We start from the raw sequence: 17,327 nt of genomic DNA, 5'->3' as shown, positions 1-17,327 counted from the left end.
TTAATGGGTAAATATTTTGGAACAGATGGAGTACGTGGAATCGCAAATAAGGAGCTAACACCTGAGTTAGCATTTAAATTGGGGCGTTGCGGCGGTTATGTTTTAAGTCAGCATCATGAAAGTGAAGGGCGTCCAAGAGTGCTGGTCGGACGTGACACTCGTATCTCAGGAGAATTGTTAGAAACAGCTTTAATTTCTGGACTGCTATCGGTAGGAATCGAAGTATTCCAGCTTGGTGTTATCTCAACGCCTGGTGTTGCCTACTTAACGAGATTGCAAAAGGCTTCAGCTGGTGTAATGATTTCTGCTTCTCATAATCCTGCAGAAGATAACGGTATTAAATTTTTCGGTGGAGATGGTTTTAAATTAGTCGACGAACAAGAAGCTGAAATCGAAGCATTGATTGATGCGGAAGAAGATAACCTTCCTCGTCCATCAGCAGAAGGTTTGGGAACGCTGGATGAGTTTCATGAAGGTCTTTTGAAATATTCACAATTCCTCGTGCAGACTATCTCAGGTGATCTCTCAGGGCTAACAGTTTGTGTTGATGCCGCTAATGGAGCGACATCTACCAGTGTCAATCGTTTATTTGCGGATTTAGAAACTGACTTTTATACAATGGGGACTTCACCAAATGGTTTAAATATCAATGCTGGTGTGGGATCCACGCATCCAGAAGAATTAGCAAAAATGGTTGTAGAAAAGGGCGCAGATGCTGGTTTAGCCTTTGATGGTGATGGCGATCGTGTGATTGCAGTTGACGAGTTAGGAAATATTGTGGATGGCGATCGTATCATGTTTATTTGTGCTAAATATTTAGCTGAACGCAAACGGTTGAAGAAAGATACTGTAGTTACTACAGTAATGAGTAATTTGGGTTTCCATAAAGCGATTGAAGAAATTGGTTTGGAAGATGTGATTACTCAAGTTGGTGACCGCTATGTGGTTGAAGAAATGCGAAAAAATGACTACAATCTTGGTGGTGAACAGTCTGGACATGTATTATTCTTGGATTACAATACCACCGGTGATGGAATGCTGACAGGGGTTCAGTTATTAAACATTATGAAACAAACAGGTAAGAAGCTTTCTGAATTAGCCGGAGAGGTAACAATCTATCCGCAAAAATTAGTTAACATTCGAGTGAGTGATAAATATGGTGCGATGGATGTACCGGCTATCAAGCAAGCCATTGAAGAGGCCGAGACAGAAATGAATGGTGATGGACGAATTTTGGTGCGACCATCAGGAACAGAACCTTTGTTGCGTGTCATGGCAGAGGCACCAACTGATGAAAAAGTTGATTACTATGTTGAAAAAATCGCAGCAGTTGTTCGTAAAGAGATTGGATTAGATTAATTTAAAAACGTCTGAGCCGGTGGGCTTAGACGTTTTTCTACGCAAAAAGGTTGAGAAAAATCTCAACCTTTTTGTTTATTCTACTGTAACAGATTTTGCTAAATTACGAGGCTTGTCAACATCATAGCCACGTAATAATGTTGCATAATATGCGATGAGCTGACCTGGAATCACGGAGACAAGAGGACGCAAGAATTGATGAACAATTGGTAAAATAATTTGATCTCCTTCTTTGCTCAATTCCTCCGAGACAATGACTAGCGTGTGAGCACCACGACTTTCTACTTCACGCAAATTTCCACGAGTATGAGGAGCAGTTACAGCTTCGGTAATGATTCCGATAACTGGTGTGCCATCTTCAACTAAAGCGATCGTTCCGTGTTTCAACTCCCCAGCTGCAAAACCTTCAGCTTGGATATAAGAAATTTCTTTTAGTTTTAGTGCTACCTCCATAGAAACATAATAATCTTCAGAACGACCGATATAGAAAGCGTTGCGAGTTGTTGCTAGGTACTCTTCAGCAACTTGTTCAATCATAGCTTTTTCTGAAATCATTACATCCATGGCGTTGGCGGCAATGCCTAACTCTTTTGTTAAATCAAATTCTTTTGCTGCTGTGATGTCTTTAGCCTCACCAACCGCTTTTGCTAAAACAGTTAAGGCAGCAATTTGAGCTGTGTAGGCTTTAGTAGAAGCTACTGCAATCTCTGGACCAGCATGTAAGAGCATAGTAAAACTTGCTTCCCGAGATAACGTTGACCCAGCTACATTAGTGACTGTTAGGGATGGGTAGCCTAATGTATTCGTTTTGACTAATACTTGGCGGCTATCTGCTGTTTCGCCACTTTGGGTTAAATAAATGAAAAATGGTTTTTTTGAAAGCAAAGGCATGTTATAGCCAAATTCACTTGATAAATGAATTTCTACCGGGATGTTGGCCAACCCTTCGATAATTTGCTTACTTGCCCACCCAGCATTGTTACTTGTACCGCAAGCGACGATGTAAATGCGGTCGCTATCCAGCAAACTTTGCAACAGTTCATTTTCTATCACGACGGTTCCTGTTTCATCAGTATATTCACTAATGATCCGACGCATAGTAGCAGGCTGTTCATCAATTTCTTTTAGCATGTAGTAAGGATATGTGCCTTTTTCCATATCCGAAAGATCGATTTTAGCTTCGTAAGGTGCACGTTGAATCTCATTGCCCGCCTCATCTTCAATTTCTACACGATCTTTTGTAACGATAACCATCTCGCCGTCATTAATCTCGACAAATTGGTTGGTTTGTTCCAACATTGCCATTGCATCGCTGCAGACCACATTGAATCCATCGCCTAGTCCGATCAATAGGGGGCTTTTATTTTTCCCAACGTAGATTGTTTCACGATCATTTTTATCGATCAAACCAAAAGCGTAAGAGCCATGAATCTCTTTTAAAGATTTACGAAAGGCGTCTTTTGTTGAAAGTCCCTGTTCTGCGAAATATTCAACTAAATGAACAGCGATTTCCGTATCGGTTTCACCATAGAAAATATCACTTGATAAATATTTTTCTTTCAAATCGTCGTAATTTTCAATCACACCATTATGAACTAGGACAAAACGTTTGCTTTGTGAAGTATGAGGATGTGCATTTTCTTCACTTGGTTCGCCATGAGTTGCCCACCTTGTATGTCCAATGCCAATAGAACCATGAACTTCAGAACCAATTTTCTCCGATAACTCTTTAATTCGACCTTGGGATTTAATCAAGAAATCTTCACTTTGATCCGCTACAAAAATACCAGCTGAGTCATAACCACGATACTCCAACTTCTCTAATCCATTCACCAAAATATTTGTTGCCTGCTCGTTACCTACAATTCCTACGATTCCACACATAATGTCTTCCTACTTTCCTGTCATTATATGTTTCCGAGCTGTCTGACCATTTTTTTGTTCTTTTATAAAGTTTTTGTAATGATCTGTAGAGTACAGCAACCCTGAAGCCACCCGCCGAAATTTTCGATTAGCTTCTTCCTCGTCACCCTCATAAAAAAGGTCTGGCGCTATCTAATTGGTACATTTTAGATTTTTTTAAATTAACATCGGAAACAATGACTAATATAATATAAACTTTTTGTATAGTCAAACATTTTTTTATTTTTAGTTAATTGGTATATATGGAAAAAAGAAGAAAAGAGGAAGGGAAACAAAATTGCTTCTGCGTTTCATCTGTCAGAAGAATAGGGTAAAATAGAGAAGTGCCATTTAAAGAATGGTCTCTAGCGATGATATTTTGTTGTTTCTAGAACAAGCTAATCATAGTAGAAATTATTTTCTATGAATCAATTGAGAGGGGAAACTTAAATGAATCAACCAGAAAATTTAACCATTGGAGAGCTGCGTAAATTTTTGGAGAAACTCGCATCTGATCCAAAGATCACAGATGAAACAAAGGTTTTCTTAGATACTGGATGGGATAGTATCCAAGAAATTAATCCTGATGCTTTGAGTATCGAGGATGCAAGGACTTTCAAAATTGAAGACCCTTTGACACATGAGTTTTTCGGAGGTTATTCTTTGCTTGAAAAGGCCGAGAAAATGAATGCCGAAGGACCAGTAGAAAAAGTTTTAATTATTCGCAACTTATATTAGGAGGAAGAAAATGAATAGAAGACGTTGGGTGGCAATCGGCATTGCAGTTGTGTTATTAATCTTTTCAGTAATCTCATCAACGATCAATCGAAGTAATGACAGGAAAAAAGAGCTTAGTCAAGTTAATGAGTTGTTGTATGGGAATAATGAACCACAAGAAAAAACAGAAGAAGAAGGATCGAGTACAGAAAAAATTGCTAAGCTAGTAGTAGAGGGCGCTATCATTAATGATGGTACTAGTGGCTTGTTTTCTACAGGTGGATACAATCATGAATCATTTATGAAACAGTTAAATAAAATAAAAAAAGATTCAACTATTAAGGCGATTTTGTTAGAAATAAACTCGCCTGGTGGCTCTGTTTATGAAACGGCAGAGATTGCAAGGGCATTGAAGGAAATCCAAAAGGATAAAAACATTCCAATTTATGCTTCAATGGAGAGTCAAGCAGCTAGCGGAGGGTATTATATTGCAGCAAATTCGGATCGAATCTTTGCTGCAGAAGATACCATGACTGGTTCAATTGGAGTTATAATGTCTAGTATGAATTATTCTGGACTAATGGAAAAGCTTGGTATAACTGATGCAACAATTAAAAGCGGCGCATTGAAAGATATCGGTTCAACTTCCCGGCCTCAAACAAAAGAAGACAAAGAAGTTTTGCAAGCCTTTGTTGACAGTATGTATGGTCGATTCGTCAAGACTGTAGCTGAAGGACGAAATATGGAGGAGACGCAAGTACGTAAATTGGCAGATGGAAGAATCTATGATGGGGCACAGGCTCTTGAGAATGGTTTAATAGACGATATTGGTTATCCTGATCAAGCATTGAAAGCTTTGAGGAAGGATGAGAACTTGACTGATGCAAAAGTTGTTTCATATACAAATGGCTCAACTAATTTCATGAATACATGGTTAGGGAATAGTCTGGCAGAACTTCAAGGGCTTAAACCCTCACAGGAAGAGCTAATCAAGAGTATTGTTGAGAGCGTTGGTACTCCGCAAGCGCCCAAAGCTATGTATCTTTATGGAGGTGAGTAATAATGACTGATGAAGCTAGTCAAAGACCTGCAGTAGGACCAGTAGCACAGTTACTTGAGAAAAAACACGAACGGCAGTTTCATCATTACCCAGACTATTTTTATGCTGGTTTTTGGATCCGTTCTTTTGCGTATTTATTAGATTTACTTTGTATCTCGGCCATCACAAAAATTGTATTGGGAGTGCCGACGAACCTACTTGGTTTAACCAAAAGCTCTGAGCTTTTCAGTATTTATGGATTTTCAACGCTTTTGATTTATTTGGCGTATTTTATTCTGATGACGAAAATTAATCATGGTCAAACAATCGGTAAGATGGTTTTTGGCATTAGAGTCGTTTGTTATACTGAAGAAGAGTTAAGTTGGCAAACAGTTCTAGTTCGTGAAGGTGCCTGTCGATTTGTCCTACGCGGCTCTCTTTTTATGCTGGGCTATCTTGTAACTATTTTTACGCCAAATAAACAGCACATCGGCGATTACTTCTCTGATACGAGTGTTGTGACATTAAACCTATTAGCAGCGAGAGAGGGCGTACAGAAAAATGACTCCAATTGATTTTCCTAATAATGATCACTACTATTTAGCACTTGCGGAAGAAGCTTTTTCTGCAGGAGATTATTTAAGGGCGTTAGAGAATTATAAATATGCCTATCAGGAAAATCCAACCCCAAAACTTAATCACTTGATTGCAGGTTTAGCTTTGGAACAAGGTGATTTTTCTGCGGCCTTAGAATATGCCGAGGAGGAGTCAGAAAGCTATCTTGATACTCCCGAAACGATTGATTTATTTTTGCAGATTCAAGTGTATTCCCAGAATTTTTTTGCGGCACGTGAATTTTTATGGCGGTCACAAAAAGTTAAAATCTTAACTGAAGAACAGACTGATCTTTGGTTGATGCGTATTAATGATCAGGAGGCTTTTTATGAAAGACAGCAACAAGCGGTAATCAAAGAGCTTGAAGCGGAGTTGAATCAACTGCCTTCAATGTCAGCAGTAGACCAATTACTATTCGTGCGTAAAATTAGACAGTTGCCTGAAGAGCGTTTAAAGACAATCGCTGAAAAATTTATGATGACTCCCCAGATAGTCCCTTTAGTTCGCAGTTATTTATTTGAAAGCTTAGCTCGTATAGGTGTGACTGAGAAGGTTCATTACTTAACAATTCAAGATGAAATCGCAGAACTGTCGCCAATAGATTCAGGATTTGATGACTCTCTTCAATCGGGTATCGAAACTCGATTAAATGATTATTTGGGTGATAATAATCCAATTCTGTTAGCAAACCTATTGGAGCAAGTAAAGGTAGAAATGGCATTTTTGTATCCGTTGCATACCGCTTTTATGAAGCCTGATGCATGGACGGCTAGTTATTTAGCTGAGTATTCTGAGTGGTCAGGGCCGCTTGATGAAGAGGTTGAAGCAATCCGAGGAAGGATAAAACAACTGCTGTTCGATTATCATTAAAAAATGCCGAGAGTAAAAGCTTTATATTTACAATTCACAATCAGTAGTGTAATATTTAATGGTATGCAAAATGCAAGTATATTAGTATTCGGAGGGAACAAACGTGACTGCAAATTTTGAAAAAACAGGCACCAATGATGGTGTGTTAACTTTCTCGATTGAACAAACTGAGATTCAAAAAGGATTAACAAATGCATTCAACAAAGTGAAAAAAAATCTTAATGTACCTGGCTTCCGTAAAGGAAAAGTATCTCGTCAAGTATTTAACCGTATGTACGGTGAAGAAGCATTATACGAAGATGCATTGAATGATGTACTGCCAACTGCTTATGAAGCGGCTGTAAAGGAAGCAGGGATTGATCCTGTCTCTCAACCAAAAATTGATGTAGACAGCATGGAAAAAGGCGAAGATTGGGTAATCAAAGCAGAAGTTACTGTAAAACCAGAGGTTAAATTAGGGGATTACAAAGAATTAGAAGTTCCAAAACAAGATGTTGAAGTTTCAGACGAAGATGTAGATGCACGCCTGAAATCTGAACAAGAATCTCAAGCAGAACTAGTTATCAAAGAAGACGAAGCTGCTGAAAATGGCGATACGACAGTAATTGATTTCGAAGGTTTCGTTGGAGAAGAAGCATTTGAAGGCGGAAAAGGCGAAAACTATTCTCTTGAATTAGGTTCTGGTTCATTCATTCCTGGTTTTGAGGAACAACTGGTTGGTCACAAAGCAGGGGAAAGCTTAGATGTTACTGTTACTTTCCCAGAAGACTATCAAGCTGAAGATTTAGCTGGTAAAGAAGCAGTCTTCAAAGTAACGATTCACGAAGTAAAAGCGAAAGAATTACCAGAACTAGATGATGATTTTGCTAAAGATGTCGATGAAGAAGTTAATTCTTTGGATGAATTAAAAACAAAATATCGCGATGAATTAACAAAGCAAAAAGAAGAAGCTGCAAAAGAAGCAAAAGATGAGGCTGCCATCAAGCAAGCTGTTGAAAATGCTGAAATCGTTGAACTTCCACACGTAATGGTTCATGATGAAGTTCATCGTTCAATGGATGAATTCCTAAATAATATGCAACGTCAAGGAATCTCACCAGAAATGTACTACCAATTAACAGGTTCTACTGAAGAAGATCTTCACACACAATTTGAAGGTGAGGCAGAAGGTCGAGTGAAAACAAACTTAGTAATGGAAGCTATTGTTGAAGCGGAAAAAATTGAAGCTTCAGAAGAAGATATTGCTAAAGAAATTAAAGACTTGGCTGAAATGTACCAAATGCCGGAAGAACAAATTCGTCGTGTGTTAACAGAAGACATGTTGGAACACGATATCAAAATGAAAAAAGCTGTTGAACTAGTGACTGGAACGGCTGTTGAGAAATAGATAATTTTTAGTATGTGGTACATATTTTGTATCACATACTTTTTTTCTTTTATAAAGAGGGATACATTTCAGATTAAAAAAGTCAATAACTTAGTTTCCCACTTTTTTTATGATTGATTATAACGAATAACTTCAAAATAAGCCCCAAATTTGGTAAAATTGAATTATTAATGAAATGGGATTATTTCTCATTTTAATTATAAAAATAGATTTGTGCTTTAATACACGAGGGAGGACGAAATGAAGAAAAAATTTCTGGGATTATGTTTTTTATCAGTTCTATGTTTAAGCTATACAACATCAGTGTTAGCTGATGAAAATCAAGTAATAGGCAGTGAACAAACGGTCGAAAGCTCTTCGACAGTTAGTTCAGTCGATAAAACTTCACAAGAAGTAACTCAGTCAACTGAAAACGTTGAAAATGAACAAACCACTGAGAGTACTGGATCAGAAGAGGAGACAGCAGTACCTGAGACACAAGTAGAAACAGCTGAAGGCACGATGTCATTACCGAGAGGGCGTTCGGATTTATACCCATCAATTCAATTGTTCGCATCATTGCCGTCAGTATCTGCGACGAATACAAATACACCAAGTAAAAGCTTTATTGATATTTCATCTCATAATGGCAATATTTCTGTAGCAAATTTTCAAAAAATGAAAAGCTATGGGGTTACTGGGGTGGTTGTCAAATTGACAGAAGCAACAAGCTATACCAATCCGTATGCCCAATCGCAAATTAACAATGCGATGGCTGCTGGAATGAAGGTTTCTGCATATCACTATAGTTGGTTTACTAGTGACGCACAAGCTACTGCAGAAGCAAATTATTTTGCTGCAGCTGCAAAAAGATTTGGTTTGAGCAGTGGCGCTGTCATGGTGAATGATATTGAAGAACCTCAAATTCTAGGCAAAGGGAATCATACAAATAATTCTAGAGCCTTTGAGAATCGCTTAAAAGCTCTTGGTTACGGAAATGTCCGTCATTACATTGGATTGAACTGGCTGACTACCGGCCGTATAAATGCTGCGACTATTGGAAATAAGAATATTTGGGTAGCAGCATATCCATACAATCTCTCTACTACGAATTTTTATACTCAATATGGTGCTTGGCAATGGTCTTCACAATTATCATTCCCTGGTATCAACGGAAACTTCGATATTAATGCGGATTATACATCAACATTTAGTAACCCTACACCAACACCACCAGCAAACAGTGTGCAAATGTATCGTTTGTATAATCCGAACAGTGGGGAACATTTTTATACGCAGAATGTTGCCGAGAAAAATAATTTAGTTTCTAAAGGTTGGAGATATGAAGGAATCGGTTGGAATGGTCCAACGTCAGGTAATCCAGTTTATCGTTTATATAATCCAAATGCAGGAGATCATCACTATACATTACATGCCTACGAAAAGGATAATTTAGTTAAAAAGGGTTGGCGTTATGAGGGTATTTCTTGGTACTCTGGTGGGCCAAACGCTTTGCATCGTCTTTATAATCCTAATGCAAAATCGGGCTCACATCATTATACGTTGAACACAAATGAAAAGAATAATTTAGTTAAGCATGGCTGGAAATATGAAGGCTTGGCCTGGTACGCTAAATAATTTGTAAGCTCTCGATTTTTCGAGAGCTTTTTCTTATGAATTCCTTTTTATTTGCTCTTGGTTTCTTTGTCTTTTTAATGCTTTATGTTATTATAGATAAAGACTGCAATCGTGGAAACACTTGTAGAGAAAGAAGCAAGAGGTGACAGCCATGTATGAGAGCACAGGCGCAGGTGAAACAGTCCGCTGTTCATTTTGCGGAAAGACCCAAGAAGAAGTGAAAAAAGTTGTTGCGGGTCCGGGAGTTTACATTTGTAATGAGTGTATCGACCTTTGTAAAGAGATTATAGATGAAGAATTCCATGAAGAAGCTATTCGTGAGTTTATTGATGTGCCAAAACCAAAGGAACTATTGGATGTTTTAAATCAATACGTCATTGGTCAGGATCGTGCGAAAAAAGCATTATCGGTTGCAGTGTACAATCACTACAAACGAGTGAATACTGAAAATGATGGACTTGATGAAGTTGAATTACAGAAGAGTAATATTTGCTTGATTGGACCAACTGGATCAGGAAAAACATTTTTAGCACAAACTTTGGCTAGAACGTTGAATGTACCGTTCGCAATCGCAGATGCGACTAGTTTAACTGAGGCAGGATATGTTGGAGAAGATGTTGAAAATATTTTGTTGAAGCTTTTACAATCAGCCGATTACAATGTTGAACGTGCGGAAAAAGGAATCATCTATATCGATGAAATTGACAAGATTACTCGTAAAAGTGAGAATGTTTCAATTACTCGTGATGTTTCAGGTGAAGGTGTTCAGCAAGCATTGCTAAAAATTCTTGAAGGCACTGTTGCTAGCGTACCGCCGCAGGGAGGGCGTAAGCACCCGCATCAGGAGTTCATTCAAATTGACACAACGAATATTTTATTTATTGTCGGGGGAGCGTTCGATGGAATCGAAACAATCGTTAAAAATCGTTTGGGTGAAAAAACGATTGGATTCGGCAAAAACAATAAAAAAGTCAATGAAGATGAGAGTATCATGCAGCAGATTATTCCGGAAGATTTATTGAAATTTGGTTTGATTCCTGAATTTATCGGTCGTTTGCCAGTTACTACTGCACTAGAAAAATTAACGACAGAAGATTTGGTACGAATTTTGACTGAACCTAAAAATGCGTTAGTTAAACAGTATCAAAAGTTACTTTCTTATGATGATACTGATTTGGCATTCGATGCAGATGCATTAAATGCAATTGCGGACAAAGCGATTGCACGTAATACAGGAGCTCGTGGATTAAGATCAATTATTGAGGATGTTATGATGGATGTTATGTTTGATATTCCTTCTGACGAGTCAATTGAAAAAGTGATCGTAACGAAGGATTCTGTTGAAGGCTCTGGAAAGCCAATTATTGAGTATCATAACAACAAGAAAAAAGCAGGTTAGTAAGTGAGGGTTCGCAAAGTAATTTGTGAACCCTTTTTGAAAGGCGTGAAAGAATGAAAGTGCATAATGCAGAGATCGTGATCAGTGCGGTTTCACCTAAACAGTATCCCGAGACGGATTTACCAGAGATTGCTTTGGCAGGGCGCTCAAATGTTGGCAAATCATCGTTCATCAATACATTGATTGATCGTAAAAATTTGGCGCGTACTTCTGGAAAACCGGGAAAGACCCAAACGTTGAATTTTTACTTGATTGAGAATTCATTGCATTTTGTTGATGTGCCTGGATATGGTTATGCGAAAGTTTCCAAGACTGAACGAGCAAAATGGGGCGAAATGATTGAGACTTACATTACTAGCCGAAAGCAATTAAGAGCGGTGGTGTCATTAGTTGACGTGCGCCATGACCCTAGTAAAGAAGATATTCAAATGTATGAATTTTTGAAGTATTATGGAATTCCTGTGATTGTCGTTGCCACTAAGGCAGATAAAATACCTCGTGGAAAATGGAATAAACATACAAGTGCCATTAAGAAAAAGTTGGATTTTGATCCAAATGATACGTTCATTCTTTTCTCTTCTGAGACAAAAAAAGGAAAAGAAGAAGCATGGCAGGCAATTGAGACAGCAATCGAAAAGGATCAGGTCTAAACCTGATCCTTTTTTTTGTCATTTTGTTCAGTTTTTGGTTTTAAGAACTTCTGAATGTCTTCGTCTTTTTGCATGTTTTTTTCAGGATCAACGACAAATGATTCAAATAATTTGTCTAAATCATCGGTTTTTTCAAATTTTAAACCCATTTGAACACCTCCATTTTAGTTTTAACACAATTTATTATAGTATACAATTTTTTTTGACTTAGTAATCAATTTCATAGGGTTTTTTAAATCTTTAAGATATAATTATAGTAGAACAATGAGAAAGGGGAAGGCAATGGGGAATAATCAGAAAATATACAGTGTCAGTCAGCTTTTCGATTTAAAGCAAGCCGATATTCAGTTGAAAACCAGAGACTGGTTAATCATGAGTCGTCTATTGCTGGAACCAGACAGGATGTTGATCAACGGAAAAGAGCAGATATTTGATTCTAGTTATTTAGAACAGATAATAGATGAATTTGGTATGAAAGAGGATTATTGGATTCAATTAAAGAATGAAGAAGAGGAAATGACTGTTCACTTACTAGGGGATACAATCTTTGAAAAAAGTATTCTCAAAGAGAAAAATTTTTATTATTGGGAGACCGTTTACTTAGATTACTTAAAATCACGATTGATCGAACATGGTTTTTTTGCATACATTCGTTCCTACGAAGAATATTTATATCATAATACAAGCGAATTATCTAAGCGTCGTTCTTTTGAAGTGGCGGAGGAAACAAGTGCATTACCAAAAATGAGAGGGCTAAATGGTGATGTTGTAGTAGATTGCAATGCCTTTCCTGGCTATGATGTATTTTATAAAGGTGTCTGTTTGACTGCTTGCTGGTGGTTATTCTTAGGAGCTCCTTATAAAAAACTTTTTGCTAAGCAGCTATTGTTAGAGATTCAGCAAGTAGAAGAAGTTGCTGAACTTGGCTCTGGTGTATTTTTCGAGCTGTATAAGGATCCTTTTCAATGGAAGGAAGAGGCGAATTTACGATTTCAGCAGCTATTTAGAGACCAGTTAGGAATCTCTCAATTATCTTATACAAATGGCGTGGGATTGTTGAAGCAGCCTTATATTGAGTTTGCCTTTGAGGATACGGTCATCCAAACGGTTCAATATCAAAATGATCAATTTCAGCCAACTAAAAAAAGCGATGCCTCATATTTCGTGACGCGCACGTACAATTTTTTGACGAATCAATATCGAGTCAATCGGATGAAGGGCGGATTAAACGCCTTGGCTTATTTTCCTTGGATCGATGATGATAGTGAGCGGATGATGAATTATCACATTTTGTATCCGGAGCTAACCTTAGATAAAGGGCTGGCAGCATTTGAGTACTATATTCGAGATTCAATTGAATTTGAGATTCAAGATATGCGCTATAAAGAATATACAGCTGTTTTACAATTGTTTATTCCAAAAAAGGCATTCTTAGATTTTCCTTTAGAAGAATTAAAGTCGGCATTAAAAGATATAACGATTCACCAAGTTAGCCGCAAAAATGATTCACTCACTTTTTCTTTGGAGAAGGAAGCGAAACACTTGATTGTTTCGTTTATAGATCAAAAAAAGGTGTCTTCGAAGAATCAATTAGATATACTTGAAATTTAAAAAGCTGGTTATTTTGTTTTTAGAGTAAGTATTAGGGTCACTGTTGAGCATATTAAGGTCTAAAAGATTGATGCAGTGGTATACTATCTTAAAATTATTTGTTTAATATATTAAAAGGAGAGGTTTGCTATGGATCAAAGATATATCAAGATTATGGGTAGTTGTTTACTGATCGTTGGAATGATTTTTGCGTTGCCGCTTACGTCGCTAGAGATTCCTTTATCAATTGCAGTTTTCTTTATTGGTATGATCCTATTTGCGATTAAACCTAAGCCTCAGCCAGTCCGTGCTCGCAGAAAGGATCGATGGATGTAAATAAAAGTCCCGCTCTCTATTTGAGAGCGGGATTTTTTTGGCTATTTTACGACAGGTTTTTTAACTAAACCGTAGATGACGCCAGAAACGATTGCGCCAATAGCGATGAACAAAAGATATAGCAGAGGATGGCTCAATAATAGAACAACAAAGATTCCACCGTGAGGAGCAAGCAGTTTGATGCCTACAGCTCCGACTAAACCACCAGCAAGAGCTGAACCAACAACAAAACTCGGAATAACACGAATTGGGTCGGCTGCGGCAAAAGGAATTGCACCTTCCGTCACGAAGGAAAGCCCCATAACGATGTTAGTCAAACCAGCATCAACTTGACTCTTTTCAAATTTATTTTTGAATAAACGAGTAGCGACAAAAATGGCTAATGGTGGAACCATTCCTCCAGCCATGACTGCAGCCATGACGATTGATCCGCCTTGGGCAACACTTGAGGCTAAAGTTGCAGTACCGAAAACATAAGCTGCTTTATTGATTGGGCCTCCTAAGTCAATTGCCATCATTCCGCCAAGCAAAGCACCTAACAAAATAGCATTTGATCCGCTAAGCCCGGTTAAGAAACCATTTAAGCCATCATTGATTGCTTTCATAGGAACATTGACTAAAAGCATCAAGAAACCTGTGATCATCAATCCAAAGAATGGATAGAAGAGAATAGCTTTGATTCCTTCAAGTGATTTAGGCAAGTTTTTAAACAGTTTTTTAAGGAAAATGATCACATAGCCAGCAAGGAAACCACCGATCAATGCTCCTAAGAAGCCAGCGCCGCCAGCGTTAGCTAATGCACCAGCAGCAAATCCGGCAATCAGACCAGGACGATCAGCGATACTTGAAGCAATAAAACCGGCAAGAACAGGCAACATAAAGCCAAAGGCAGCACCGCCAATTTGATTAAACCAGCTGGCGATTTGGTTGTAGTTTCCTAAGTTAGCCAACTCTGATTGAGGTACACCCATGAACTGGTCGATCATAAATGATAATGCGATCATGATTCCACCACCGATAACGAATGGAAGCATATGAGAAACACCGTTCATCAAATCTTTATAAATGCGCTGACCTAAGGTTCCGTTATCACTTTTTTCTTCATTTGCAGAGGTATCTTCACTATTACCGTGATAAACAGGGGCGTCACCGCTTAAAGCAAGATTAATTAATTCTTCTGGCTTACGAATGCCATCGCTAACCGGACGATTAACTAATTCTTTTCCATTAAATCGATTCATTTCAACCTTTTTATCAGCGGCTACAATAACACCATCTGCTCGTGCAATATCTTCATCTGTTAGCCGATGTTTGATTCCTTCAGAACCATTTGTTTCGACTTTAATGTCCACACCCATTTCTTTGGCCTTTTTCTTTAAAGCATCTTCTGCCATATAGGTATGTGCAATTCCTGTAGGACAAGCTGTTACAGCTACAATATAGCGGCGATTTGTGTCTTTTATTTTTTCCTCGGCTTGATCTTCTGCTTTTTCTTCCGCTTCTTTGGCCTTTTCAGCTGCATCAAACGTTGCTTGAACTTGATCTGGAGTTTCCGCAGCTTTTAATTTTGCAACAAAGTCAGGATCGATCAAAAGTCTTGATAAAGCAGCTAAGGCTTGAAGATGTGTGTCATTTGCACCTTCAGGAGCAGCAATCATAAAGAATAGATAAGTAGGTTGACCGTCTAGTGATTCATAATCTACTCCATTTTTACTTTTAGCGAACAGAACGGTAGCTTCTTTAACGGCACTGTTTTTAGCGTGGGGCATTGCGATCCCGTCACCTAAACCAGTTGAGGTTTGCGCTTCACGTTTTAAGATACCTTCTTTATAAGTATCGATAGTTGAAATGCGGCCAGCATCATACATTTTTTGAACCATCTCATCGATTGCGGCTTTTTTTGTCGTAGCCTGCAAATCCATGATCATGGCATCTTTGATCAATAAATCTTTAATATCCATCATAATTCCTCCAAATTCTAAATTAATTCCTACTTTTCAGCAGAAGAGAAGACCATAATTATTTTACTTTTGTGATCTTAACTTCTGGCAGTAATTCTTGAATAAAATCTGCTGTTGCTAAATCATCTGAAAAAGTCGTTGCACTCCCGCAGGCCACACCCCATTTGAATGCTTCTACAGGATCCTGTGTCTTTGTAAAGCTGCCGACAAAGCCCGCGATCATTGAATCTCCTGCTCCGACTGAGTTTTTAACTTGGTGCTTTAAGACGTTTGAGCGATATACTCCTTCTTGGGTAAATAGTAATGCGCCGTCACCTGCCATAGATACTAATGCATGTTGTGCCCCTTCATCTAATAAACGTTGACCAAATGGATAAATGTCTTCAATCGAGTTGAAAGTCGTCTGGTACAAATCAGCTAGTTCATGATTATTAGGTTTAACTAATAAGGGGCCTTTCTCCAATGCATCCATTAAGTCAGCTCCTGTAGTATCGATGACAAATGATGCACCTTGAGCTTTGATGATTTCAATTAATTCTTGGTAAAAGCCAGTTGGAACGCTGGCAGGCTTGCTGCCGGATAAGACAACGATATCGTCCGTTGCTAAATGACCTAGAGCCTCTTTCAATGTACCCATTTCGTTAGCTGTAACTATAGGACCTTGGCCGTTGATTTCAGTCTCTTCACTAGCTTTCAATTTGATATTGATTCGTGTGTCATCCTCAACAGAAGTAAAATTCGTTTTTATATCTTCACGTTCCAGCCAATTATTAATGAAGCTTCCGGTAAAACCACCGAGGAAACCTAGAGCAGTTGAATCAGTATTGATTCGCTTTAAAATCCGAGAGACATTAATTCCTTTTCCGCCAGGCAATTTTAAATCGCCCTTCATTCGATTGACATCGCCAATTGTTAGCTGATCGATTTGAACAATATAATCGATCGATGGGTTTAGTGTAACTGTATAAATCATACAGAAACCTCCTTCAGGGTAGTTTGTTCTGTGATTTGATCATGAATAACCAAAGGACAGGTATCTGTGAGGATTGAAGCAGCTGATAGCGAAGCGACACTGACAAAGCTAGTCTGATTAAACTTACTGTGATCCACAAGTACAAAAGCTTGTTCAGATTGTTGAATAGCTGCTCTTTTTAAAATAGCTTCTTCTGGGTCAGGAGTAGAATAGCCGCTGTCTATGTGTACGCCATTCATTCCCATAAAGGCTTTATTAAAACGATATTGTTTTAACTGTTCCAAAGCTTGCGAACCGACAACTGCATCAGTAGTCAGTTTTATACGACCACCTAATACGATTGTGGCAATCTGCGCTTCTACTAGGTGAGCGGCAAGGCCAACAGAATTGGTTACTATTGTAACTGCGCGATTTTTCAAAAAGGGAATCATCTCAGAAGTTGTTGTACCCGCATCTAAATAAATTACATCGCCATCATTGATATAATCGGACGCATATTTTGCAATTAATTTCTTTTGTTGAACGTTTTTGGATGATTTTTCAAACATTGCAAGCTCTTGCTCTAAATGTTGAGGGCGTTTAGCACCACCATGAACACGTTCCAATATTCCTAAATCTTCTAACTCCTGCAAATCTCTGCGAACTGTCGATTCCGAGGAGTCTAACCATTGAATTAAATCTTGAGACTTTACTAAGCCGTCACGTTCCAACCAGTCGATAATTTTTCTATGTCGTTCTTCTGTAAGCATTTTCAATCCTCCTTCATCTGAAATAATACCACAAGTTTGTCACCCGTTCAATCAAAAACATTCATAAACAGTCAAAAACATTTATAAATTAAAAAATGATTCGTCTTATTATGAAGGTTTTCTCATTTTATGTATGATAAACATAGAGACAAACTATATTAAG

16 protein-coding genes are annotated in these 17,327 nt (G+C 38.1%); 11 read left to right on the top strand and 5 right to left on the bottom strand.

Annotated features, from left to right (window positions below; translation table 11 throughout):
* Positions 1–3 precede the first annotated feature (3 nt).
* On the top strand, positions 4–1,359 hold the full coding sequence (gene glmM, locus JZO85_RS22050) for a phosphoglucosamine mutase (RefSeq protein ID WP_207110681.1): 1,356 nt from the start codon (positions 4–6) through the stop codon (positions 1,357–1,359).
* A 75-nt stretch (positions 1,360–1,434) separates the two neighbouring features.
* Here the strand turns inward: glmM and glmS are convergent, their stop codons facing one another.
* A complete protein-coding gene (gene glmS / locus JZO85_RS22045) occupies positions 1,435–3,243 on the bottom strand; it encodes a glutamine--fructose-6-phosphate transaminase (isomerizing) (protein WP_207110680.1) in 1,809 nt (602 codons plus the stop codon).
* A gap of 468 nt (positions 3,244–3,711) precedes the next feature.
* Here glmS and JZO85_RS22040 point away from each other — a divergent pair, with 468 nt between their 5' ends.
* From JZO85_RS22040 to yihA, 8 genes are all read left to right on the top strand, one after another.
* Complete coding sequence (locus JZO85_RS22040) at positions 3,712–3,999, top strand: hypothetical protein (protein WP_207110679.1); 288 nt, start codon at positions 3,712–3,714, stop codon at positions 3,997–3,999.
* 10 nt (positions 4,000–4,009) lie between these two features.
* Positions 4,010–5,038: a signal peptide peptidase SppA gene (gene sppA / locus JZO85_RS22035; protein ID WP_207110678.1), complete on the top strand. Its 1,029-nt coding sequence runs from the start codon at positions 4,010–4,012 to the stop codon at positions 5,036–5,038.
* Positions 5,039–5,040: 2 nt separating this feature from the next.
* On the top strand, positions 5,041–5,592 hold the full coding sequence (locus JZO85_RS22030) for an RDD family protein (protein ID WP_207110677.1): 552 nt from the start codon (positions 5,041–5,043) through the stop codon (positions 5,590–5,592).
* Complete coding sequence (locus JZO85_RS22025) at positions 5,579–6,502, top strand: hypothetical protein (RefSeq protein ID WP_207110676.1); 924 nt, start codon at positions 5,579–5,581, stop codon at positions 6,500–6,502. The genes JZO85_RS22030 and JZO85_RS22025 overlap by 14 nt, the downstream gene beginning before the upstream one ends.
* A gap of 103 nt (positions 6,503–6,605) precedes the next feature.
* Positions 6,606–7,889: a trigger factor gene (gene tig / locus JZO85_RS22020; RefSeq protein WP_207110675.1), complete on the top strand. Its 1,284-nt coding sequence runs from the start codon at positions 6,606–6,608 to the stop codon at positions 7,887–7,889.
* Positions 7,890–8,129: 240 nt separating this feature from the next.
* A complete protein-coding gene (locus JZO85_RS22015) occupies positions 8,130–9,506 on the top strand; it encodes a GH25 family lysozyme (RefSeq protein ID WP_207110674.1) in 1,377 nt (458 codons plus the stop codon).
* Positions 9,507–9,657: 151 nt separating this feature from the next.
* Positions 9,658–10,905: an ATP-dependent Clp protease ATP-binding subunit ClpX gene (gene clpX, locus JZO85_RS22010; protein ID WP_207110673.1), complete on the top strand. Its 1,248-nt coding sequence runs from the start codon at positions 9,658–9,660 to the stop codon at positions 10,903–10,905.
* Between the two features lie 53 nt (positions 10,906–10,958).
* Positions 10,959–11,555: a ribosome biogenesis GTP-binding protein YihA/YsxC gene (gene yihA / locus JZO85_RS22005; RefSeq protein WP_207110672.1), complete on the top strand. Its 597-nt coding sequence runs from the start codon at positions 10,959–10,961 to the stop codon at positions 11,553–11,555.
* On the opposite strand, the gene JZO85_RS22000 is transcribed toward yihA, so the two are convergent.
* Positions 11,552–11,704 carry an SPJ_0845 family protein gene (locus JZO85_RS22000; protein ID WP_207110671.1) on the bottom strand — a complete coding sequence of 51 codons (153 nt, stop codon included), beginning with the start codon at positions 11,702–11,704 and terminating at the stop codon, positions 11,552–11,554. The two genes, yihA and JZO85_RS22000, sit on opposite strands and share 4 nt — an antisense overlap.
* A gap of 133 nt (positions 11,705–11,837) precedes the next feature.
* Between JZO85_RS22000 and JZO85_RS21995 the strand changes: the two genes are divergently transcribed.
* Positions 11,838–13,166, top strand: a complete 1,329-nt coding sequence (locus JZO85_RS21995) for a hypothetical protein (RefSeq protein WP_207110670.1) — start codon at positions 11,838–11,840, stop codon at positions 13,164–13,166.
* A 129-nt stretch (positions 13,167–13,295) separates the two neighbouring features.
* On the top strand, positions 13,296–13,481 hold the full coding sequence (locus tag JZO85_RS21990) for a hypothetical protein (protein ID WP_207110669.1): 186 nt from the start codon (positions 13,296–13,298) through the stop codon (positions 13,479–13,481).
* 41 nt (positions 13,482–13,522) lie between these two features.
* On the opposite strand, the gene JZO85_RS21985 is transcribed toward JZO85_RS21990, so the two are convergent.
* From JZO85_RS21985 to JZO85_RS21975, 3 genes are read right to left on the bottom strand one after another with little or no spacing between them, the layout of a single operon-like run.
* Positions 13,523–15,442 (bottom strand): PTS fructose transporter subunit IIABC, encoded by a 1,920-nt coding sequence (locus tag JZO85_RS21985; RefSeq protein ID WP_207110707.1) that lies wholly within the window; start codon positions 15,440–15,442, stop codon positions 13,523–13,525.
* A gap of 58 nt (positions 15,443–15,500) precedes the next feature.
* A complete protein-coding gene (gene pfkB, locus JZO85_RS21980; protein ID WP_207110668.1) occupies positions 15,501–16,415 on the bottom strand; it encodes a 1-phosphofructokinase in 915 nt (304 codons plus the stop codon).
* Positions 16,412–17,164 carry a DeoR/GlpR family DNA-binding transcription regulator gene (locus tag JZO85_RS21975; RefSeq protein WP_207110667.1) on the bottom strand — a complete coding sequence of 251 codons (753 nt, stop codon included), beginning with the start codon at positions 17,162–17,164 and terminating at the stop codon, positions 16,412–16,414. The genes pfkB and JZO85_RS21975 overlap by 4 nt, the downstream gene beginning before the upstream one ends.
* Between the last annotated feature and the right edge of the window lie 163 nt (positions 17,165–17,327).

This window comes from Candidatus Enterococcus murrayae, from assembly GCF_017315985.1.
Taxonomy (GTDB): Bacteria; Bacillota; Bacilli; order Lactobacillales; family Enterococcaceae; genus Enterococcus_A; species Enterococcus_A murrayae.
The sequence above is the reverse complement of the archived record's forward strand: the minus strand, read 5'-3'. Positions and strand labels throughout refer to the sequence as shown.